The following is a 17515-nucleotide window of genomic DNA, read 5'->3' as shown; positions in this document are numbered from 1 at the left end:
CATGTCGCACGTATCTGATTTGATCAGCGAGGACATCCTCGCCTACCTGGGCCAGCACGAACGTAAAGAGCTGCTGCGCTTTTTGACCTGCGGTAACGTCGATGACGGCAAGAGCACCCTGATCGGGCGCCTGCTGCACGACTCGAAAATGATCTACGAAGATCACCTCGAAGCGATTACCCGCGACTCGAAAAAAGTTGGCACCACTGGCGAAGACATCGACCTGGCATTGCTGGTCGATGGCCTGCAGGCCGAGCGTGAGCAGGGCATCACCATCGATGTCGCTTACCGCTATTTCTCCACCGCCAAACGCAAATTCATCATCGCCGACACGCCGGGCCATGAGCAGTACACCCGCAACATGGCCACTGGTGCGTCCACCTGTGACCTGGCGATCATCCTGGTCGACGCGCGTTACGGTGTGCAGACCCAGACTCGTCGCCACAGCTTCATCGCCTCGCTGCTCGGCATCAAACACATCGTGGTCGCCATCAACAAGATGGACTTGAAAGATTTCGACCAGGGTGTGTTCGAGTCGATCAAGGCCGACTACCTGAAATTCGCCGAAGGCTTGAAGCTCAAGCCGACCAGCATGCACTTCGTGCCGATGTCGGCGCTGAAGGGCGACAACGTAGTGAACAAATCCGAGCGCTCGCCGTGGTACACCGGCCAGTCGCTGATGGAAATTCTCGAGACCGTGGAAGTGGCGGGCGATCGCAACTTCACCGATCTGCGTTTCCCGGTGCAGTACGTCAACCGTCCGAACCTGAACTTCCGTGGCTTCGCCGGCACCCTCGCCAGCGGCATCGTCAAGAAGGGCGACGAAGTTGTTGTCCTGCCGTCGGGCAAGAGCAGCCGCGTGAAATCCATCGTCACCTTCGACGGTGAACTGGAACACGCAGGTCCAGGTCAAGCGGTGACGCTGACCATGGAAGACGAGATCGACATCTCCCGTGGCGACCTGTTGGTCCACGCCGACAACGTGCCGCCGGTCACCGACAGCTTTGAAGCGATGCTGGTGTGGATGGCTGAAGAGCCGATGCTGCCGGGCAAGAAATACGACATCAAACGTGCCACCAGTTACGTGCCGGGCTCGATTGCCAGCATCGTCAACAAGGTCGACGTCAACACCCTCGAAGAAGGCCCGGCGAGCGCGTTGCAGCTCAACGAAATCGGCAAGGTCAGGATCGCGCTCGATGCGCCGATCGCCCTCGACGGTTACGAAAGCAACCGCACCACTGGCGCGTTCATCATCATCGATCGTTTGACCAACGGCACCGTCGGCGCCGGCATGATCGTGGCTCAGCCATTGACTCACGGCACCGCGACGCATCACGGCAAACTGGCGCACGTAGCAACTGAGGAGCGCGCTCAGCGCTTTGGCCAGCAGCCGGCGACTGTACTGTTCAGCGGCTTGTCGGGCGCCGGCAAAAGCACGCTGGCCTACGCGGTCGAGCGCAAGTTGTTCGACCTCGGTCGTGCGGTGTTCGTGCTGGATGGCCAGAACTTGCGCCATGACCTGAACAAGGGGCTGCCACAGGATCGCGCCGGTCGTACCGAAAACTGGAGCCGTGCTGCGCACGTGGCGCGTCAGTTCAACGAGGCCGGTCTGTTGACGCTGGCGGCATTCGTTGCACCGAGCGCTGAAGGTCGCGAGCAGGCCAAGGATCTGATCGGCAAGGAGCGTCTGTTGACGGTCTACGTTCAGGCCTCACCAGCCGTTTGCGCCGAGCGTGATCCGCAAGGACTGTACGCCGCAGGTGGTGACAACATCCCGGGCGAATCCTTCCCGTACGACGTGCCGCTGGACGCCGATCTGGTGATCGACACCCAGTCGCTGTCGCTGGAAGACAGCGTCAAGCAAGTGCTCGATCTGCTGCGCAAGCGTGGCGCGATCTAAGCGTTAGCCGCAAACTGAAAAACCCGCCGATGAGTGATCATCGGCGGGTTTTTTGTTGTCTTGAGATTGCTAAAAGATCGTCCGATCGCGGCCCGAGCCTTCGGACGATCTTTTGATCTTAAGTACTTGGATACTCGCGGTGCATTTGTTCGAGCAACGCATCCTTGTCCTGCCACAGCTGATTGATCCAGCCCTGGAATTGCAGGCGGTACTCGCCGTCCTGATCGTAGTTTTTGCCGATGAATGCAGGCGGAATTTTCAGCTCTTCAAAGTGCACCACCACGTCACGCACATTGCCGCACAGCAAGTCCCAATAACCCGGACGCCCGCCCGGATAATGGATGGTCACATTGACGATCGACTCCAGCTGTTCACCCATGGCATCCAGCACAAACGCAATACCGCCAGCCTTGGGCTTGAGCAAATATTTGAACGGCGACTTCTGCTGCGCATGCTTGCCCTCGGTGAAGCGCGTGCCTTCGACAAAGTTGAAAATGCCCACCGGGTTATTGCGAAATTTCGCGCAAGTCTTGCGCGTGGTTTCGAGGTCTTTGCCTTTCTTCTCCGGGTGCTTTTCCAGGTACGCCTTGGAGTAGCGCTTCATGAACGGAAAGCCCAGCGCCCACCAGGCCAGACCGATCACCGGCACCCAGATCAGCTCTTGCTTGAGAAAAAACTTCAGCGGCTGGATCCGGCGGTTGAGCACGTATTGCAGGACCATGATGTCGACCCAGCTCTGGTGGTTGCTGGTGATCAGGTACGAGTGCTGATAATCCAGACCTTGCAGGCCGCTGAGGTGCCAGCGGGTGCGGCAGACCAGGTTCATCCAGGCTTTGTTGTTGCTGATCCACGCTTCGTGAGTGTGGCCCATCAGCCAGCGCGTGAAGCGCCGGGCCAAGGCGAACGGCAGCACCTTGAACAGCGCCACCAGAAACAGGAACGAGCACAGCAGAATGGTGTTGAGTGCCAACAGCAGTGCGGCAATCACGCCGCGTAACGGGGCAGGGAGGAAGGCCAGCATTTATACATCCATAGGTCGGTTGGCGGCTTGAATCGCGGTCAGGGCGATGGTGTAGACGATGTCATCGACCTGCGCGCCGCGCGGCAGATCGTTCACCGGTTTGCGCAGGCCTTGCAGCATCGGCCCGAGACTGACGCAGTCGGCGCTGCGCTGCACGGCTTTGTGTGTGGTGTTGCCGGTGTTCAGGTCAGGGAACACGAACACCGTGGCGCGACCGGCCACCTGGCTGTTCGGCGCCAGTTGCCGGGCCACGGTTTCGTTGGCGGCGGCATCGTACTGCAACGGGCCGTCGATCAGCAGCGAGTGCTGTTGTTCGTGAGCGAGCAGGGTCGCCTCGCGGACTTTCTCGACTTCTTCACCACTGGCCGAATCACCACTGGAATAGCTGATCATAGCCACGCGCGGGGTGATGCCGAATGCGGCCGCCGAGTCCGCGCTTTGCAGCGCGATCTCTGCCAGTTCAATGGCGCTCGGGTGCGGGTTCATCACGCAGTCGCCGTAAACCAGCACTTCTTCGGGAAACAGCATGAAGAACACCGACGACACCAGCGTGCAGCCCGGTGCGGTTTTGATCAGCTGCAGAGCGGGACGGATGGTGTTGGCCGTGGAATGGATGACTCCGGAGACGAGACCATCGACCTCGTCCAGCGCGAGCATCATGGTGCCGATTACCACGGTGTCTTCGAGCTGCTGTTCGGCCATCGGCGCGTTGAGACTTTTGCTCTTGCGCAGCGATACCATCGGTTCGACGTAGCGTTCGCGGATCAGGTCCGGATCAAGAATCTCCAGGCCTTCCGGCAGCTCAATGCCTTGGGCGCGCGCCACCGCTTGCACGTCTTCCGGTTTCGCCAGCAGCACGCAGCGGGCAATGCCGCGCGCCTGACAGATCGCCGCCGCCTGTACGGTCAACGGCTCGCTGCCCTCCGGCAGAACAATGCGTTTGTTTGCCGCTTGGGCGCGTTGAATCAGTTGATAGCGGAACACCGCCGGCGACAGGCGCATCTCGCGCGGTGTGCCGCAACGCTGGTGCAGCCAGTTGGCGTCGAGGTGGCTGGCGACGAAATCGGTGATGATCTCGGCGCGCTCGCGGTCATCGATCGGGATTTCCTTGTTCAGGCCATTGAGCTGGTTGGCGGTGTCGTAGGAGCCGGTGCTCACCGACAACACCGGCAAACCGGCCTGCAACGCGCCCCGGCACAGATCCATGATGCGCGGATCGGGCAGGGTGTCACTGGTCAGCAGCAGGCCGGCCAACGGCACGCCGTTCATCGCGGCAAGGCTGACGGCAAGGATGATGTCGTCGCGGTCGCCCGGTGTCACCACCAGTACACCGGGCTTGAGTAGCTCGACGGTGTTGCGCATGGTGCGCGCGCAGATGATGATTTTGGTCATGCGCCGGGTTTCGTAGTCGCCCGCATTGAGCACTTGCGCGTTCATTAGATCAGCGACGTCGCGGGTGCGCGGGGCATTCAGTTCCGGCTGAAACGGAATGCAGCCGAGCAGGCGGAAATCACCGCTGCGCAGCAAGGGCGAGTGTTCTTTCAGGCGTGTGGCGAAGGCCTCCATGCTCTCATCGGTCTTGACCTTGTTGAGAATCACGCCGAGGACCTTCGGATCTTTCGGTCCGCCGAACAGTTGTGCCTGCAACTCGACGCGCCCGGACAGCTCTGTCAGCACTTCGTTTTCTGGCGCGGAGACCAGAATCACCTCGGCATCCAGGCTTTTCGCCAAGTGCAGATTGACCCGCGCGGCATAGCTGGCGCTGCGCGTCGGCACCATGCCTTCAACGATCAGCACGTCTTTGCCGATGGCAGCCTGCTGATAAAGGGTGATGATTTCTTCCAGCAACTCGTCGAGCTGACCGTCGCCGAGCATGCGCTCGACATGCGCCAGACCCAGCGGCTGCGGCGGCTTCAGGCCGTGGGTGCGTGCCACCAGTTCGGTGGAACGTTCAGGGCCGGTGTCGCCCGGATGCGGCTGGGCAATCGGCTTGAAGAAACCGACTTTCAGCCCGGCGCGCTCAAGCGTGCGTACCAGCCCAAGGCTGATCGAGGTCAGACCCACACCAAAATCGGTGGGCGCGATAAAAAAAGTTTGCATGCGGATTCTCTAAGGGAGCGCAATGGCGATCAGCTTTCTATGACCTATGCCGATCTGCCGAAATTCAGTCGCCAAGGTTAGCGCTAACCGAGCCTTGTGCGCACCAACCGCAAGCAAAGGGTTGGCCTATTTTTTCAATACGCTGCGCCGGGTCGAGCACCCAGGCCCGCGATTGCCACGGTGGCTGGTGGCGCAGGTGTTGTGTGTGGCCGCAAGACAGTTCGACGACCCAGTGGCCATCCTCGTCCTGATGGAAGCCGGTGATCGTCGCAGGCGCCAATCCGCCCCGTTTGTCCGGGTTCTGTTCGCTTTCGGGCAAATCCTTGTTTAGACTTGTCCGTTCTTCATTCTTCTGCAAAAGGTCTCGCCCCATGCTGATCGCCGCCAATAAGGCTGTCTCCATCGACTATACCCTGACCAACGACGCTGGTGAGGTCATCGACAGCTCCGCCGGCGGCGCTCCGCTGGTCTACCTGCATGGCGCAGGCAACATCATTCCAGGTCTGGAAAAAGCCCTGGAAGGCAAAACCGTTGGTGACGAACTGCAAGTTGCCGTCGAGCCGGAAGATGCTTACGGCGAATACGCTGCCGAACTGGTCAGCACTCTGAGCCGCAGCATGTTCGAAGGTGTTGACGAGCTGGAAGTCGGCATGCAGTTCCACGCTTCGGCGCCGGACGGCCAGATGCAGATCGTGACCATCCGCGACCTCGACGGCGACGACGTCACCGTTGACGGCAACCACCCGTTGGCCGGTCAGCGTCTGAACTTCAAAGTGAAGGTCATCGACATCCGTGACGCCAGCCAGGAAGAAGTGGCTCATGGTCACGTGCATGGCGAAGGTGGCCATCAGCACTGATTTCTGCGCTAAGCTCAGAGAACTGGAGAGGCGCCCGAGGGGCGCCTTTTTAGTCCGCGGCTGTCCTTGGTGGCCTCGCCAAGTGGCTGTTTCGAGTAGAAAACGGGAATCTGGAGTTCGTCATGAGTGCTTTTCACGACCTTAAGTTGACAGCCCTGGATGGTCAGGAGCTACCGCTGGCACCCTTCAAGGGCCAAGTCGTGCTGGTGGTCAACGTCGCCTCCAAATGCGGCTTGACCCCACAGTACGCGGCGCTGGAAAACCTTTATCAGCAATACAAAGGCAAAGGCTTCGCCGTGCTGGGCCTGCCGTGCAACCAGTTTGCCGGTCAGGAGCCAGGCTCCGAGAAAGAGATTTCGGAGTTCTGCAGCCTTAACTATGGCGTGAGTTTTCCGTTGTCGAGCAAGCTCGAAGTCAACGGCCACGAGCGTCATCAGCTGTACCGTCTGCTGGCGGGCGAGGGCGCGGAGTTTCCCGGTGACATCACCTGGAACTTCGAAAAGTTTCTGCTCGGCAAGGACGGCCGCGTGCTGGCCCGGTTCTCGCCGCGCACGGCGCCGGATGATCCGACGGTCATCGCGGCTATCGAAAAAGCGCTGAGCTAAAGCGTCAGGTCAAAATCAAAAGATCGCAGCCTTCGGCAGCTCCTACATAGATCACGTGTAGGAGCTGCCGCAGGCTGCGATCTTTTCGTTTCTAATCCTTAATCACCAAAATCAATAGTGCTGTTCAACGGACTCGGGCATCCATATTATCGCCGTCATAAAGCCATCTCTGTGGAGCTCCCCGATGCCCGTCCAAGCCCTGTTCAAACCGTTCCACCTCGGTACTCTCGAACTGCCGACCCGTGTGGTCATGGCGCCGATGACCCGCTCGTTTTCTCCGGGGGGCGTGCCCAATTCCAAAGTCATCGAATACTATCGTCGGCGCGCGGCGGCCGGTGTCGGCCTGATCATCACTGAAGGCACCACCGTCGGCCATCAAGCGTCCAACGGCTACCCGAACGTGCCGCACTTCTACGGTGAAGCCGCGTTGGCTGGCTGGAAAAAAGTCGTCGATGCGGTACATGCCGAGGGCGGCAAGATCGTTCCGCAGCTGTGGCACGTCGGCAGCGTGCGCCGCATCGGCACCGAGCCGGATGCGAGCGTGCCGGGTTATGGCCCGTCGGAAAAGCTCAAGGACGGCCAGGTCGTTGTGCATGGCATGACCAAACAGGACATCCAGGAAGTGATTGCCGCGTTCGCCCAGGCTGCCAAAGATGCGCAGAGCATTGGCATGGACGGCGTGGAAATCCATGGCGCTCACGGTTATCTGGTCGACCAGTTCTTCTGGGAAGGCAGCAACCAGCGTACCGACGAATATGGCGGCAGCCTGGCCAACCGTTCGCGTTTCGCCATTGAGCTGATTCAAGCCGTGCGTGCGGCAGTTGGTGAAGGTTTCCCGATCATCTTCCGTTTCTCGCAGTGGAAGCAGCAGGACTACACCGCGCGTCTGGTGCAAACCCCGGAAGCACTGGGTGAATTCCTCAAGCCTTTGTCTGACGCAGGCGTGGACATTTTCCACTGCTCGACACGGCGTTTCTGGGAGCCTGAGTTTGAAGGATCCGACCTGAACCTCGCTGGCTGGACGCGCAAACTGACCGGCAAACCGACCATCACTGTGGGCAGCGTCGGCCTCGACGGCGAGTTCCTGCAATTCATGGTCAACACTGACAAGGTCGCGCAGCCGGCCAGTCTGGAAAACCTGCTGACACGTTTGAACAATGACGAGTTCGATCTGGTGGCGGTAGGGCGCGCGCTGCTGGTGGATCCGGACTGGGCGCTGAAAGTCCGCGAAGGCCGCGAGCAGGATATTCTGCCCTTCAGCCGAGAGGCGTTGATGACGCTGGTTTAACCGGCGTCCTCACCGACGCCATCGCTGGCAAGCCAGCTCCCACAGGTTTCACGGTGTCCACAAAACAGGTGTTCACTGGAGATCCCTGTGGGAGCTGGTGTTCACAAAACAGGTGTTCACTGCAGATCTCCTGTGGGAGCTGGTGTTCACAAAACCGGTGTTTACTGCAGATCCCTGTGGGAGCTGGTGTTCACAAAACAGGTGTTTACTGCAGATTCCTGTGAGAGCTGGTGTTCACAAAACAGGTGTTTACTGCAGATTCCTGTGAGAGCTGGTGTTCACAAAACAGGTGTTCACTGGAGATCCCTGTGGGAGCTGGTGTTCACAAAAAGTGTGTTCACTGGACATCCCTGTGGGAGCTGGCTTGCCAGCGATGACGGCATTCGAGTCAGTCAACATTCAGGGCAATGTTGGAGCATTTGGAACAACCAATTCCCCCTCGTACGCCCCACGCAAATGGCTTTCAAACTGTTCGATGATCGCCGCCCACCCCTGACGACTCGCATGCTGGCGCGCATTCAGGCGCACGCAGCGCAACGTTTCGTGCTTCTCCAGTAACCAGGCTGCGGCATCGCAGAACGCGTCTTCATCTCCGGGCATCGCCAGCACGCCGCTGTATCCATGACGGATATGCTGCGCCGCCGCGGCCTGATCGTAAGCCACCACGCCCAACCCTGACGCCAGTGCTTCGAGTACCACGTTGCCGAAGGTTTCAGTCAGGCTCGGAAACAGAAACACATCCCCCGACGCATAGTGCGCCGCCAGTGCTTCGCCACGCTGCGAGCCGCAGAAAATCGCCTCGGGCAATTCCTTTTCCAGCGCTGCACGTTGCGGCCCGTCACCGACCACGATCAGTTTCAGATTGCGCTGTGGATACGAGCTGCGCAGCTTTTCGAAACTGCGCTTGAGCAGGCCCAGATTCTTCTCCGGCGCCAGGCGTCCTACGTGAATCACCGCAATGTCTCGCTCGCTCAGTCCCCACTGCTCACGCAACGCGTCCAGACGTTTGGCCGGATGAAACAACTGGCTGTCGACACCTCGGGACAACAAGGCCAAGCGCTCGAAATGCCGCCGCTCCAGTTCCAGCCGTTGACTGACGCTTGGCACCAGCGTCAGCGCCGAACGATTGTGAAACCAACGCAGATAATGCGTGAGCAAACGCGTCAGCAAACCCAAGCCGTACTGGCTGGTGTACTGCTGAAAATTGGTGTGAAAGCCACTGACCACGGCAATCCCCAAACGCCGCGCCGCGCGCAACGCCGACAACCCGAGCGGGCCTTCGGTGGCGATATACAGCACATCCGGGCGCTGGCGTTTCCAGCGTCGAAGCAACTTGTGCATCGACGACTGACCCCATTGCAACCCCGGATAACCCGGCAACGGCCAGCCGCGACAGAGCAGCAACGACTCATCCTCGCTGCGCAGCGGATCGTCGCCTTGACGCGGGCGCACCAGTTCGACCCGATGCCCGCGCGCGCGCAATCCATCGCACAAGCGGCCAAGGGTATTGGCCACGCCGTTGATTTCCGGAGGGAAGGTTTCGCTGATCAGGGTGATATTTAGAGCTGTCGTCATGACCTCAGTGTCGGCTGAGGCCATGTCGTGCTTGTGACGGTCAGATGATGGATTTGTGACCGGCTCAGCCGTGGGTGACGAGGTTTTCAGCGCCGCGCTCGCGCACCCAGAACAGTGTCGCCCCAGCGACGGCGGCCGGCATCATCAAGATGTTGACCACCGGAATCAGCAGCACCAGATACACAATCCCGCCGAAACTCATGCTCTGCCAGCGCTTCTCGCGTAGCCAGGCGAGCATTTCGTTCCAGCCGAGCTTGTGGTTGTCCGCCGGGTAGTCGATGTACTGGATCGCCATCATCCACACGCCGAACAGCAGCCACAGCGGTGCGGCGACGATGTTCACCACCGGGATGAACGAGAGGATGAACAGGCCGAGCGCCCGTGGCAGGAAGTAGCCGAGTTTGCGCATTTCCCGGGACAGGGTACGCGGGACCATGGCGATCAATTCGCCCCAACTGAAAGCCGGGAAGTCATCGGTGCCGCGCACCACTACTTCGACTTTTTCTGCGAGGAAGCCGTTGAACGGCGCAGCGATCACGTTGGCGAGCATGGTGAAGGTGAAGAACACCATCAAACCCACCAGCACCACGAACAGCGGCCACAGGATGTAGCTGAGAAAACTCAGCCATTCGGGCAGCGACGGCATCAGCGTGTCGACCCACAGGCTGAACTGGTGGCCGGCGAGATAGATCAATCCGACGAACAGCACCAGGTTGATCGCCAGCGGCAGCAAAACGAACAGGCGCAGGCCGGGACTGAGAACCAGTTTGAGGCCTTCGCGCAGGTATTGCGGGCCGGACAGAACAGGGGCGGGCATAAGGTGCTCCGAGCAAGGGAAAACGCGCCGACCTTACCGACTTTGCCGGGGTGGCGAAAGCGCGGCAGCTGGATCGACATTCACTGTAACAAAGACGTCCATCTCGTCAGTGTGTCGGCATAGAGACCACCTATGAGCTGGATTGTTAAACCGTATTTCCTTAATCTTGCCCCCCTCGATACGCTGCACCCAACTTTTTACAGGACTGTCGAGCTCATGCCTTCCCCAAGGTTATCCACAGTCCTTTTTTATTCCGCCGGCAATCCGGCGTCCGCGCCTGATGTCTTGGCCGGTCAACAGGAGACAGGTTCATGTCTGAAGTCCGTCATTCGCGAGTGATCATCCTCGGTTCCGGCCCTGCCGGTTACAGTGCTGCTGTGTACGCCGCGCGTGCCAACCTCAAGCCGCTGCTGATCACCGGCATGCAGGCCGGCGGCCAACTGACCACCACCACCGAAGTCGACAACTGGCCGGGCGACGTCCACGGTCTGACCGGCCCGGTGCTGATGGAGCGCATGCGTGAACACGCCGAGCGTTTTGAAACCGAGATCGTTTTTGATCACATCAATGCGGTGGACTTCGCTTCCAAGCCTTACAGCCTGACCGGCGACAGCGCCACCTACACCTGCGACGCGCTGATCATCGCCACCGGCGCCAGTGCTCGTTACCTGGGCCTGCCGTCGGAAGAAGCGTTCATGGGCAAAGGCGTTTCGGCCTGCGCCACCTGCGACGGTTTCTTCTACCGCAACAAGCCAGTTGCCGTGGTCGGCGGCGGTAACACCGCGGTTGAAGAAGCGCTGTATCTGGCCAACATCGCCAGCAAAGTCACGCTGATCCACCGTCGTGAAACCTTCCGCGCCGAGAAGATTCTGATCGACAAGCTCAACGCCCGCGTGGCCGAAGGCAAGATCGAGCTGAAACTCAACGCGACCCTCGACGAAGTGTTGGGCGACAACATGGGCGTGACCGGTGCGCGTCTGAAGAACAACGATGGCAGCTTCGACGAAATCACCGTTGACGGCGTGTTCATCGCGATCGGCCACACCCCGAACACTTCGTTGTTCGAAGGTCAGCTGGAGTTGAAGGACGGCTATCTGGTGGTACAGGGCGGGCGTGAAGGCAACGCCACCGCGACCAACGTTGAAGGGATCTTCGCTGCCGGCGACGTGGCCGACCACGTTTATCGTCAGGCCATCACCTCGGCCGGCGCCGGCTGCATGGCGGCACTCGACACCGAGCGCTACCTCGACGGTCTGCAGAACGCTTCGTTCTAAGATCGCAGGCATAAAAAAACCGGCTTCGGCCGGTTTTTTTGCGTCCGCGAATCGCTGAAGAATCAGCGACGAGTCAGCGGCTGTGCTTCGAACGTCACACCGGCCAGACCATGCTTGATCAACGCACGAATATTGCCGTGATCACTGCCCTCAGGCGTTGCAACGACCGAGCGGTAATGCTCGCCAAACGCCAACAGCGCTTCTGCATCACTCAAGCCTTCGAGCAGCGCCAGACCCAGCGTCTTGCACGAACCTTCGTTCTGCCCGGCGGCGTTTTCCACGCCACCATTGTTGAACGCCTGAGGCTGGTAGTCGTAGCCGGCAGCAATAAAAGACAAAGTGTCGGCAAAGGCGTGCTCGCCACTGTTCAGGCTGGCGCGCAAGGTGTTGAGGTCAGTCATTCGGGTTTTCCTTTGGCAAACGCCGCTTGTTGTTCGGCGCTGGCTTCTTGCTGAAATTGGGCTTTCCAGTCGGCGTAGGGCATGCCGTAAACCACTTCGCGGGCGTCGTCGAGGCTGACCTCGATCTGGCGCTCGTCGGCGGCGGCCTTGTACCACTTCGACAGGCAGTTGCGGCAGAACCCGGAGAGGTTCATCAAGTCGATGTTCTGCACATCCTTGCGGCTGTCCAGATGGACGACCAGTCGGCGGAATGCGGCGGCTTCGAGTTCGAGGCGTTGTTGCTCGGTCATGTTGGGCTCTGTGCAATCAAATCGTGGCGCGGATGATAAAAGTCTGGCGGGCGATGCGCCAGTCACGCTCAGCGGCTGGCGGCCAGGGTAATCGACACCGACTCGGCAAAGCGCAGCGCATGCGGCTTGTCGACTTCAACTTCGGCGTACAACACCGACGCATTGGTCATCACCAGATCCAGCAACTCTTGGGTCAGGCGTTCGAGCAGTGCAAAACGGTTGCCTTCCACATGAGCAATGATCGCCTTGGTGATCGTGCGGTAGTTCAGCGCGTGGTCGATGTCGTTGTCGCGCACGGCTTCTTGGGCTGCATACAGGATGGTCAGGTTGATCAGCACATCCTGTTTGTTGAGGATTTCATCCTCGTTGATTCCGATAAAGGTGCGCAGGCGCAGATCCTTGACCCGAATGCGCGCCATTCCCGGTTGTAGTTGTGGCATTTACTTGCTCCGTCCAATCAATTGCAGGAACTCCTGACGGGTGTTGCTCGACTCGCGAAAGGCGCCGAGCATGACCGAGGTGTTCATGGTCGAATTCTGTTTTTCGACACCGCGCATCATCATGCACATGTGTCTGGCCTCGATGACTACCGCGACGCCAGCGGCATCGGTGACTTGCTGCACCGCGTCGGCGATTTGCCGGGTGAGGTTTTCCTGAATCTGCAGGCGGCGGGCGAACATGTCCACCAATCGCGCAATCTTCGACAGGCCTAACACCTTACCGGTTGGAATATAAGCCACATGCGCCTTGCCAATGAAGGGCAGCAGGTGATGTTCGCACAACGAATACAGTTCGATGTCGGCGACGATGATCATCTCGTCGGAGTCGGAGGCAAACAGCGCTCCGTTGACGATTTGCTCCACGCTCTGTTCATAACCGTGACAAAGGTACTGCATGGCCTTGGCCGCACGCTCGGGCGTGTCGAGCAAGCCCTCGCGCTCGGGGTCTTCACCGAGGCCGATGAGGATTTCGCGGTAATTCTCGGGCAGGGAACGGGTCATGGAGCATCCTCGCGGGGCCGTATTATTTAACGTGCCGTCCGCCGTTGACGGTCAGGGTCGTACCCGTCACATAAGGGTTGTCGAGCAGATAGCGCAGGCTCTGATAGATCACTTCGCTGCCGGGCTCGATGCCCAGCGCGGACTTGGCCAGCGCCTTGGCGCGGTACGCCGCGTCGTCGTCGGGATTGAACAATAGCAGGGCCGGCGCGATGCCGTTGACCTTGATGGCTGGTGCATAACGCGCGGCGAAGGACAGGGTCAGGCTGTCGAGCCCGGCCTTGCTTGCGCAATAACCGATGTGTTTGCTGCTGCCCTTGCGGGTCACGTCGTCGCTGATGTGGATGATGTCGGCGGGGTTCGAACGCTTGAGCAGATCAGCGCAGTGCAGGTTGATCAGATACGGCGCGAGCATGTGAATGTTGTACATGCGCGTGAAAGCTTCGGCTTCGCTGCCCTCGGTCTCCGCCAGCCATTCCGAGGCGTTGTGCACGACGCCTCGGAGGGTGTCGGTGTGGGTTTTCAGTGTTTCGATAAACGCCAGAATCCCGCTTTCACTGGAGAAGTCCGCGTGCAGGCCGATGGCGCCGAGATCGCGCAGAGTCTGTACGCCCGGTCGTTCAGTGCGGTACGTGAAAATGACCTGATGACCGTCTTCGAGCAAGCGCTGCGCACAATGCAGGCCGACGCGCTGGCCGGCACCGGTGATCAGAATGGGGGCTGCGGGAGTAGTCATGAACGGCTCGCGTCTCTGCATGAGCAAAAACTATAACAGCGACGCGAGCGGTAAGCCTATCGCCGGGCGGCTTCAGCGGTTTAGCGTGGATGGCTCAACGGGCAGTCGGCGCACCGGCGTGCTGTTCAGCCAACTGGCGAGCATCCGGGTCGACAACGGAATAAACAGGTAAACCATCAACGGCGTCAGACACAGCGTGCTGATGAATACCCGTGGCAGCAGGCTCATATCCGCGAGCAACGGGCCGAGCACAAAGTTGAACAGTAACGACACCGGAAAGAACGCCAGCCAGATCGCCACGGCCTGTTTCCAGCGCGGTGGCCGCGTGCCCGCAGCACCAAACCAGCCCTCGATGCCGCTGACCCGATGTTCCTTGGGATGCTCGAACAGTTCGCTGCCACGCGCCAGCCACGCCGTACGCGACACCGAGTGCTCCCAGGCATGCAGGGTCGGTTCGTCGGCGAAGCGGAAAATGATCTGGAATTCGTTATCGCCGGGCGGCGGAGCCAGCACGCCGGAGCCGAGATAACCGGGAAAATCAGTGGCCAGCTGTTCGCCTTCGCGCAACCAGCTCATCAAATCCAGATAGCGACCGTCGGCGACACGGCGCGCAACCATCAACGTGACGGGGGAACTAGACATTGTGTATCTCCGTATTACAAGTGCGTCACTCCGGGTAGGAGTTTCGCCAGACGCAGCACCGGGATAGAGGGCTGCGTTTTCGACAAGCAAGGATTATTCCTGATTTTCGTGATTAGACCAGCGACTTTCGTCGCATTTAACGGCTTGAACCGTCACCGGACATCAGGGTTAGAATGGGATCCAAATTCGCCAACAAGGACGTGCACGCAAGATGGCTGTCATTACCGAGGATAATCCTGCTGCGCTGGCATCCGGCACGTTCGAAAGCACAGACCTGTTTCCCATCCGCGAAGTAGCCCGCGTGACCGGCGTCAACCCGGTTACATTGCGCGCCTGGGAGCGTCGCTACGGTTTGCTTCAACCAACGCGCACTGAAAGTGGGCATCGGCTGTATTCAATGACCGATATCGAGCGTGTGCGCAGTATCGTTGACTGGATCGACCGCGGCGTCGCAGTCAGCAAGGTCGGCAAGATTCTCGCCAAGACCGAGCCATTGAAGGTGCTGGCGCACATCATCCCCGACGATCTGGTGCAGTCCGATTACCGGCAATGGCAGGAGCAGGTCCAGCGCGCAGTGAGGTCTTTCGACGACCAGGCGCTGGATCAGGTCTACGGTCAGATCTTCTCTTCCTATTCGCTGCCAGTGGTGTTCCAGGACATCCTGATGCCGCTGTGGCTGCAATTGCTGCAACGTCAGGACTCGTTCGGCCAGACCAGCGAGTGGCTGTTTTACGACGGGTTTCTGCGGGCGCGAGTGTTGCAGCGTATTGTCACGCTGCGTGGCAACCAGCCGCGCAGAGTGATCGTCAGCGCCTTGGCCGGCCAGTGTCGGGAGCTTGAACTGCTGGTCGCCGCGTTGTTTCTGAGCGGCAATGATGCGGGGGTTCGCGTGTTGACCACCGGCCAGCCGTTCGATGAACTCACCCTGGTTTGCGACAAGGTCAAACCCCAGGCGCTGGTGCTGTTTTCCAATCACGCGCCGACCGCGGAGCTGCCCCGACGGCTAAATCGTCTGGCCATGAGTCTTGATTGTCAGTTGCTGCTGGCAGGTGATGCGGCAGATCTGGCGCAGGAAAGCCTGGCGGGATCATCGATTGGATGTCTGGGCAATGAAGGCGCAAGCATGCGTCAGCGCATGACGCAATTTCTCGCCGGTACGCTGGATACTTGAATCTCAGGTGTGCAGGGCAGGGTGGGTCAGGCGGTGTTGTTGCAGGATGAACTGGCGCAGGCGCTCGATCTCATCGGTGTCGGTCTGGCTCAGGTCATAGGCGTAAAAGCCGTTCTCGGTTTCACGTTCGAAAGTCCCGCGCAGGGAAATTCGCTCGTAACCTGAAGGGCTGAACCACAGGGCAAAATGCTTCGCCGCTTTGGTCTTGTTGCGCACTTCCACCAGTACGCCTTTATGCGAAACCTCGTGCACCCACAACGTGCCGGGCTGGCCCTTGGCATTTTCCAGGGCCACCGGCTCGTCCAGCACCAGCCGCCAAGGTCGCACCATCGGGCCGTCTTCGAAAATGCTCGGCACACCCAGGCGCAAATGCAGTGCATGGAATTCGTCTTCCACCAAGTGCAGCGGGAAGGTCATCTGTTGGTTTTCGAAGCTGGCCTGGATGGTGACTTGCTCATGGGCCGCGAGGCGGGTGAGCAAATCACGGATCTGCGATCCGCCGTTAACCAGCAGGCTCGACGTCGCATCCCGCACGTTCAGTTGCGGGTTGTGTTGCATGGTCTGGATGAAATCCAGCTCATCCTGGGTCAGGAGTGCGTCGCGTTGCATGGCCAACTCGAAAGAAATAGTTACAAAGTCATTGGTGATTGTAGTTAATGACAATTAGTTCGCAGTTTTGTTTGCGCCGTTCGTCGCTTTGAGTGCGGCGAGCTCCGCCTGGAGTGCCGCCACCTGCGTTTCAAGCTGCACCACGCGCTGCTGAGCTTTGACCTGAACCGTGACGTCTTTTTGCACGCCTACGAAATAGGTCTGCCCATCGTCCGCGTTTTTCACCGTCGAAAGCGACAGTTCGTTCCAGAACGGAGTGCCGTCCTTGCGGTAGTTACGCAGAATCTCGCGGCACGAGCCGTTATCGCGCAGGGCGTCGCGAATCAGCGTGAGGTTCTCCTGATAGCGATCGCCTGATTGCAGGAAGCGGCAATCCTGATAAAGGATTTCCTCGCTGGTGTAGCCGGTCAGTCGCTCGAAAGCGGGGTTCACGTAAATCAGGATGTTGTCATCCTTGCCTTCACGCTCCGCCACCACAATTCCGTCGTTCGACGCGTTAATCACCATTTGCAGCAGGCTGGCATTGATCATCATTGAATCCATTCAAGGTTATCGACGGCTGGCATTCTAGAAGATCAACCGGCGCTGTCTACTGGCCATTAGCGCTGATTGAGAGCCAATCGCAGCTTTGCACACGCGACTGTTACTATCGGCGCTCTTTTTTTCAGTTTCAGGATCAGATTGATGAAAGTCGCCATCCTCTCCGGTTCGGTCTACGGCACGGCCGAAGAAGTCGCTCGCCATGCCCAAAACCTGTTGCAAGCCGCCGGTTTTGATACCTTCTACAACTCGCGTGCGAGCCTTGCCGATTTGCAGGCGTTTGGCCCGCAAGCGGTCCTCGCCGTGACCTCGACAACTGGCATGGGCGAACTGCCCGATAACCTGCAACCGCTGTACTCGACCATCCGTGATCAATTGCCCGCTGCATGGCGCGGTCTGCCCGGCGCAGTGATCGGCCTCGGCGACGCCAGCTACGGCGACACCTTTTGCGGTGGCGGTGAGCAGATACGTGAACTGTTCGCCGAGCTGGGTGTACGCGAAGTGCTGGACATGCTGCGCCTCGACGCCAGCGAAAGCGTGACCCCGGAAACCGATGCCGAGCCATGGCTGGAACAGTTGATCGAAGCGCTCAAAGGCTGAGCTGTGCAACTTTGTTGGCGTCGGCGCGTTGACATGGATCCAGGCTGTTTGCGTAGCTGACTCGTTCAGTCATCAAGCTGGCTGCCAATGC

Annotated in this window: 20 protein-coding genes; 7 read left to right on the top strand and 13 right to left on the bottom strand. The window is 59.4% G+C overall.

Translation table 11 applies throughout. The features are described from left to right. Position 1: 1 nt before the first annotated feature. Positions 2-1900 carry a sulfate adenylyltransferase subunit CysN gene (gene cysN / locus ACP7BN_RS06200; protein ID WP_426202510.1) on the top strand — a complete coding sequence of 633 codons (1899 nt, stop codon included), beginning with the start codon at positions 2-4 and terminating at the stop codon, positions 1898-1900. Positions 1901-2018: 118 nt separating this feature from the next. Here the strand turns inward: cysN and ACP7BN_RS06195 are convergent, their stop codons facing one another. From ACP7BN_RS06195 to ACP7BN_RS06185, 3 genes are all read right to left on the bottom strand, one after another. Next, positions 2019-2921, bottom strand: coding sequence for an acyltransferase (locus ACP7BN_RS06195; protein WP_426202508.1), 903 nt, complete (start codon positions 2919-2921; stop codon positions 2019-2021). Further along, positions 2922-5021 carry a phosphate acetyltransferase gene (gene pta / locus ACP7BN_RS06190; protein ID WP_420647649.1) on the bottom strand — a complete coding sequence of 700 codons (2100 nt, stop codon included), beginning with the start codon at positions 5019-5021 and terminating at the stop codon, positions 2922-2924. It lies immediately after the preceding gene. Between the two features lie 64 nt (positions 5022-5085). Continuing rightward, positions 5086-5424 carry a DUF3565 domain-containing protein gene (locus ACP7BN_RS06185; protein ID WP_426202506.1) on the bottom strand — a complete coding sequence of 113 codons (339 nt, stop codon included), beginning with the start codon at positions 5422-5424 and terminating at the stop codon, positions 5086-5088. On the opposite strand from ACP7BN_RS06185, the gene ACP7BN_RS06180 reads away from it, so the two are divergent. The 3 genes from ACP7BN_RS06180 to ACP7BN_RS06170 all read left to right on the top strand — a co-directional run bounded on the left by ACP7BN_RS06180 (position 5393) and on the right by ACP7BN_RS06170 (position 7771). After that, positions 5393-5878, top strand: a complete 486-nt coding sequence (locus tag ACP7BN_RS06180) for an FKBP-type peptidyl-prolyl cis-trans isomerase (RefSeq protein ID WP_420647651.1) — start codon at positions 5393-5395, stop codon at positions 5876-5878. The two genes, ACP7BN_RS06185 and ACP7BN_RS06180, sit on opposite strands and share 32 nt — an antisense overlap. Before the next feature lie 122 nt (positions 5879-6000). Then, positions 6001-6483 (top strand): glutathione peroxidase, encoded by a 483-nt coding sequence (locus ACP7BN_RS06175; protein WP_420647652.1) that lies wholly within the window; start codon positions 6001-6003, stop codon positions 6481-6483. Between the two features lie 184 nt (positions 6484-6667). Continuing rightward, positions 6668-7771 carry an NADH:flavin oxidoreductase gene (locus ACP7BN_RS06170; protein ID WP_426202503.1) on the top strand — a complete coding sequence of 368 codons (1104 nt, stop codon included), beginning with the start codon at positions 6668-6670 and terminating at the stop codon, positions 7769-7771. Positions 7772-8170: 399 nt separating this feature from the next. Here the strand turns inward: ACP7BN_RS06170 and ACP7BN_RS06165 are convergent, their stop codons facing one another. Beyond that, positions 8171-9370: a glycosyltransferase family 4 protein gene (locus ACP7BN_RS06165; RefSeq protein ID WP_426202502.1), complete on the bottom strand. Its 1200-nt coding sequence runs from the start codon at positions 9368-9370 to the stop codon at positions 8171-8173. A gap of 40 nt (positions 9371-9410) precedes the next feature. After that, positions 9411-10163, bottom strand: a complete 753-nt coding sequence (cysZ, locus tag ACP7BN_RS06160; RefSeq protein ID WP_420647655.1) for a sulfate transporter CysZ — start codon at positions 10161-10163, stop codon at positions 9411-9413. 311 nt (positions 10164-10474) lie between these two features. Between cysZ and trxB the strand changes: the two genes are divergently transcribed. Then, the gene (gene trxB, locus ACP7BN_RS06155) at positions 10475-11437 is read left to right on the top strand and encodes a thioredoxin-disulfide reductase (protein WP_426202500.1); all 963 of its coding nucleotides are present in this window, start codon (positions 10475-10477) and stop codon (positions 11435-11437) included. 62 nt (positions 11438-11499) lie between these two features. Here trxB and ACP7BN_RS06150 read toward each other — a convergent pair whose 3' ends face one another. The 6 genes from ACP7BN_RS06150 to ACP7BN_RS06125 all read right to left on the bottom strand — a co-directional run bounded on the left by ACP7BN_RS06150 (position 11500) and on the right by ACP7BN_RS06125 (position 14504). Then, positions 11500-11838: a HopJ type III effector protein gene (locus ACP7BN_RS06150; RefSeq protein WP_426202498.1), complete on the bottom strand. Its 339-nt coding sequence runs from the start codon at positions 11836-11838 to the stop codon at positions 11500-11502. Next, a complete protein-coding gene (locus ACP7BN_RS06145) occupies positions 11835-12128 on the bottom strand; it encodes a DUF1244 domain-containing protein (RefSeq protein ID WP_426202496.1) in 294 nt (97 codons plus the stop codon). Before ACP7BN_RS06145 ends, ACP7BN_RS06150 begins: the two co-directional genes overlap by 4 nt. A gap of 68 nt (positions 12129-12196) precedes the next feature. Continuing rightward, complete coding sequence (gene folX / locus ACP7BN_RS06140; protein WP_016771653.1) at positions 12197-12568, bottom strand: dihydroneopterin triphosphate 2'-epimerase; 372 nt, start codon at positions 12566-12568, stop codon at positions 12197-12199. Beyond that, positions 12569-13129, bottom strand: a complete 561-nt coding sequence (gene folE / locus ACP7BN_RS06135) for a GTP cyclohydrolase I FolE (protein ID WP_420647659.1) — start codon at positions 13127-13129, stop codon at positions 12569-12571. It lies immediately after the preceding gene. Between the two features lie 22 nt (positions 13130-13151). Next, positions 13152-13862, bottom strand: coding sequence for a dihydromonapterin reductase (gene folM, locus ACP7BN_RS06130; RefSeq protein ID WP_426202493.1), 711 nt, complete (start codon positions 13860-13862; stop codon positions 13152-13154). A 72-nt stretch (positions 13863-13934) separates the two neighbouring features. Further along, complete coding sequence (locus tag ACP7BN_RS06125) at positions 13935-14504, bottom strand: antibiotic biosynthesis monooxygenase (RefSeq protein WP_420647661.1); 570 nt, start codon at positions 14502-14504, stop codon at positions 13935-13937. Positions 14505-14715: 211 nt separating this feature from the next. Here ACP7BN_RS06125 and ACP7BN_RS06120 point away from each other — a divergent pair, with 211 nt between their 5' ends. After that, on the top strand, positions 14716-15675 hold the full coding sequence (locus ACP7BN_RS06120) for a MerR family transcriptional regulator (RefSeq protein WP_426202492.1): 960 nt from the start codon (positions 14716-14718) through the stop codon (positions 15673-15675). 3 nt (positions 15676-15678) lie between these two features. Here the strand turns inward: ACP7BN_RS06120 and ACP7BN_RS06115 are convergent, their stop codons facing one another. Both ACP7BN_RS06115 and ACP7BN_RS06110 read right to left on the bottom strand, forming a co-directional pair. Continuing rightward, positions 15679-16284 (bottom strand): hypothetical protein, encoded by a 606-nt coding sequence (locus tag ACP7BN_RS06115; protein WP_426202490.1) that lies wholly within the window; start codon positions 16282-16284, stop codon positions 15679-15681. Between the two features lie 54 nt (positions 16285-16338). Next, complete coding sequence (locus tag ACP7BN_RS06110; RefSeq protein WP_426202488.1) at positions 16339-16815, bottom strand: PAS domain-containing protein; 477 nt, start codon at positions 16813-16815, stop codon at positions 16339-16341. Positions 16816-16968: 153 nt separating this feature from the next. On the opposite strand from ACP7BN_RS06110, the gene ACP7BN_RS06105 reads away from it, so the two are divergent. Beyond that, positions 16969-17424: a flavodoxin gene (locus tag ACP7BN_RS06105; protein ID WP_426202485.1), complete on the top strand. Its 456-nt coding sequence runs from the start codon at positions 16969-16971 to the stop codon at positions 17422-17424. The last annotated feature ends 91 nt before the right edge of the window (positions 17425-17515 follow it).

This window comes from Pseudomonas sp. TWP3-1 (genome assembly GCF_049896625.1).
In the GTDB taxonomy this organism is placed as follows: Bacteria; Pseudomonadota; Gammaproteobacteria; order Pseudomonadales; family Pseudomonadaceae; genus Aquipseudomonas.
Note: the sequence above shows the minus strand (reverse complement) of the source record. Positions and strands in the feature narration are given on the sequence as shown.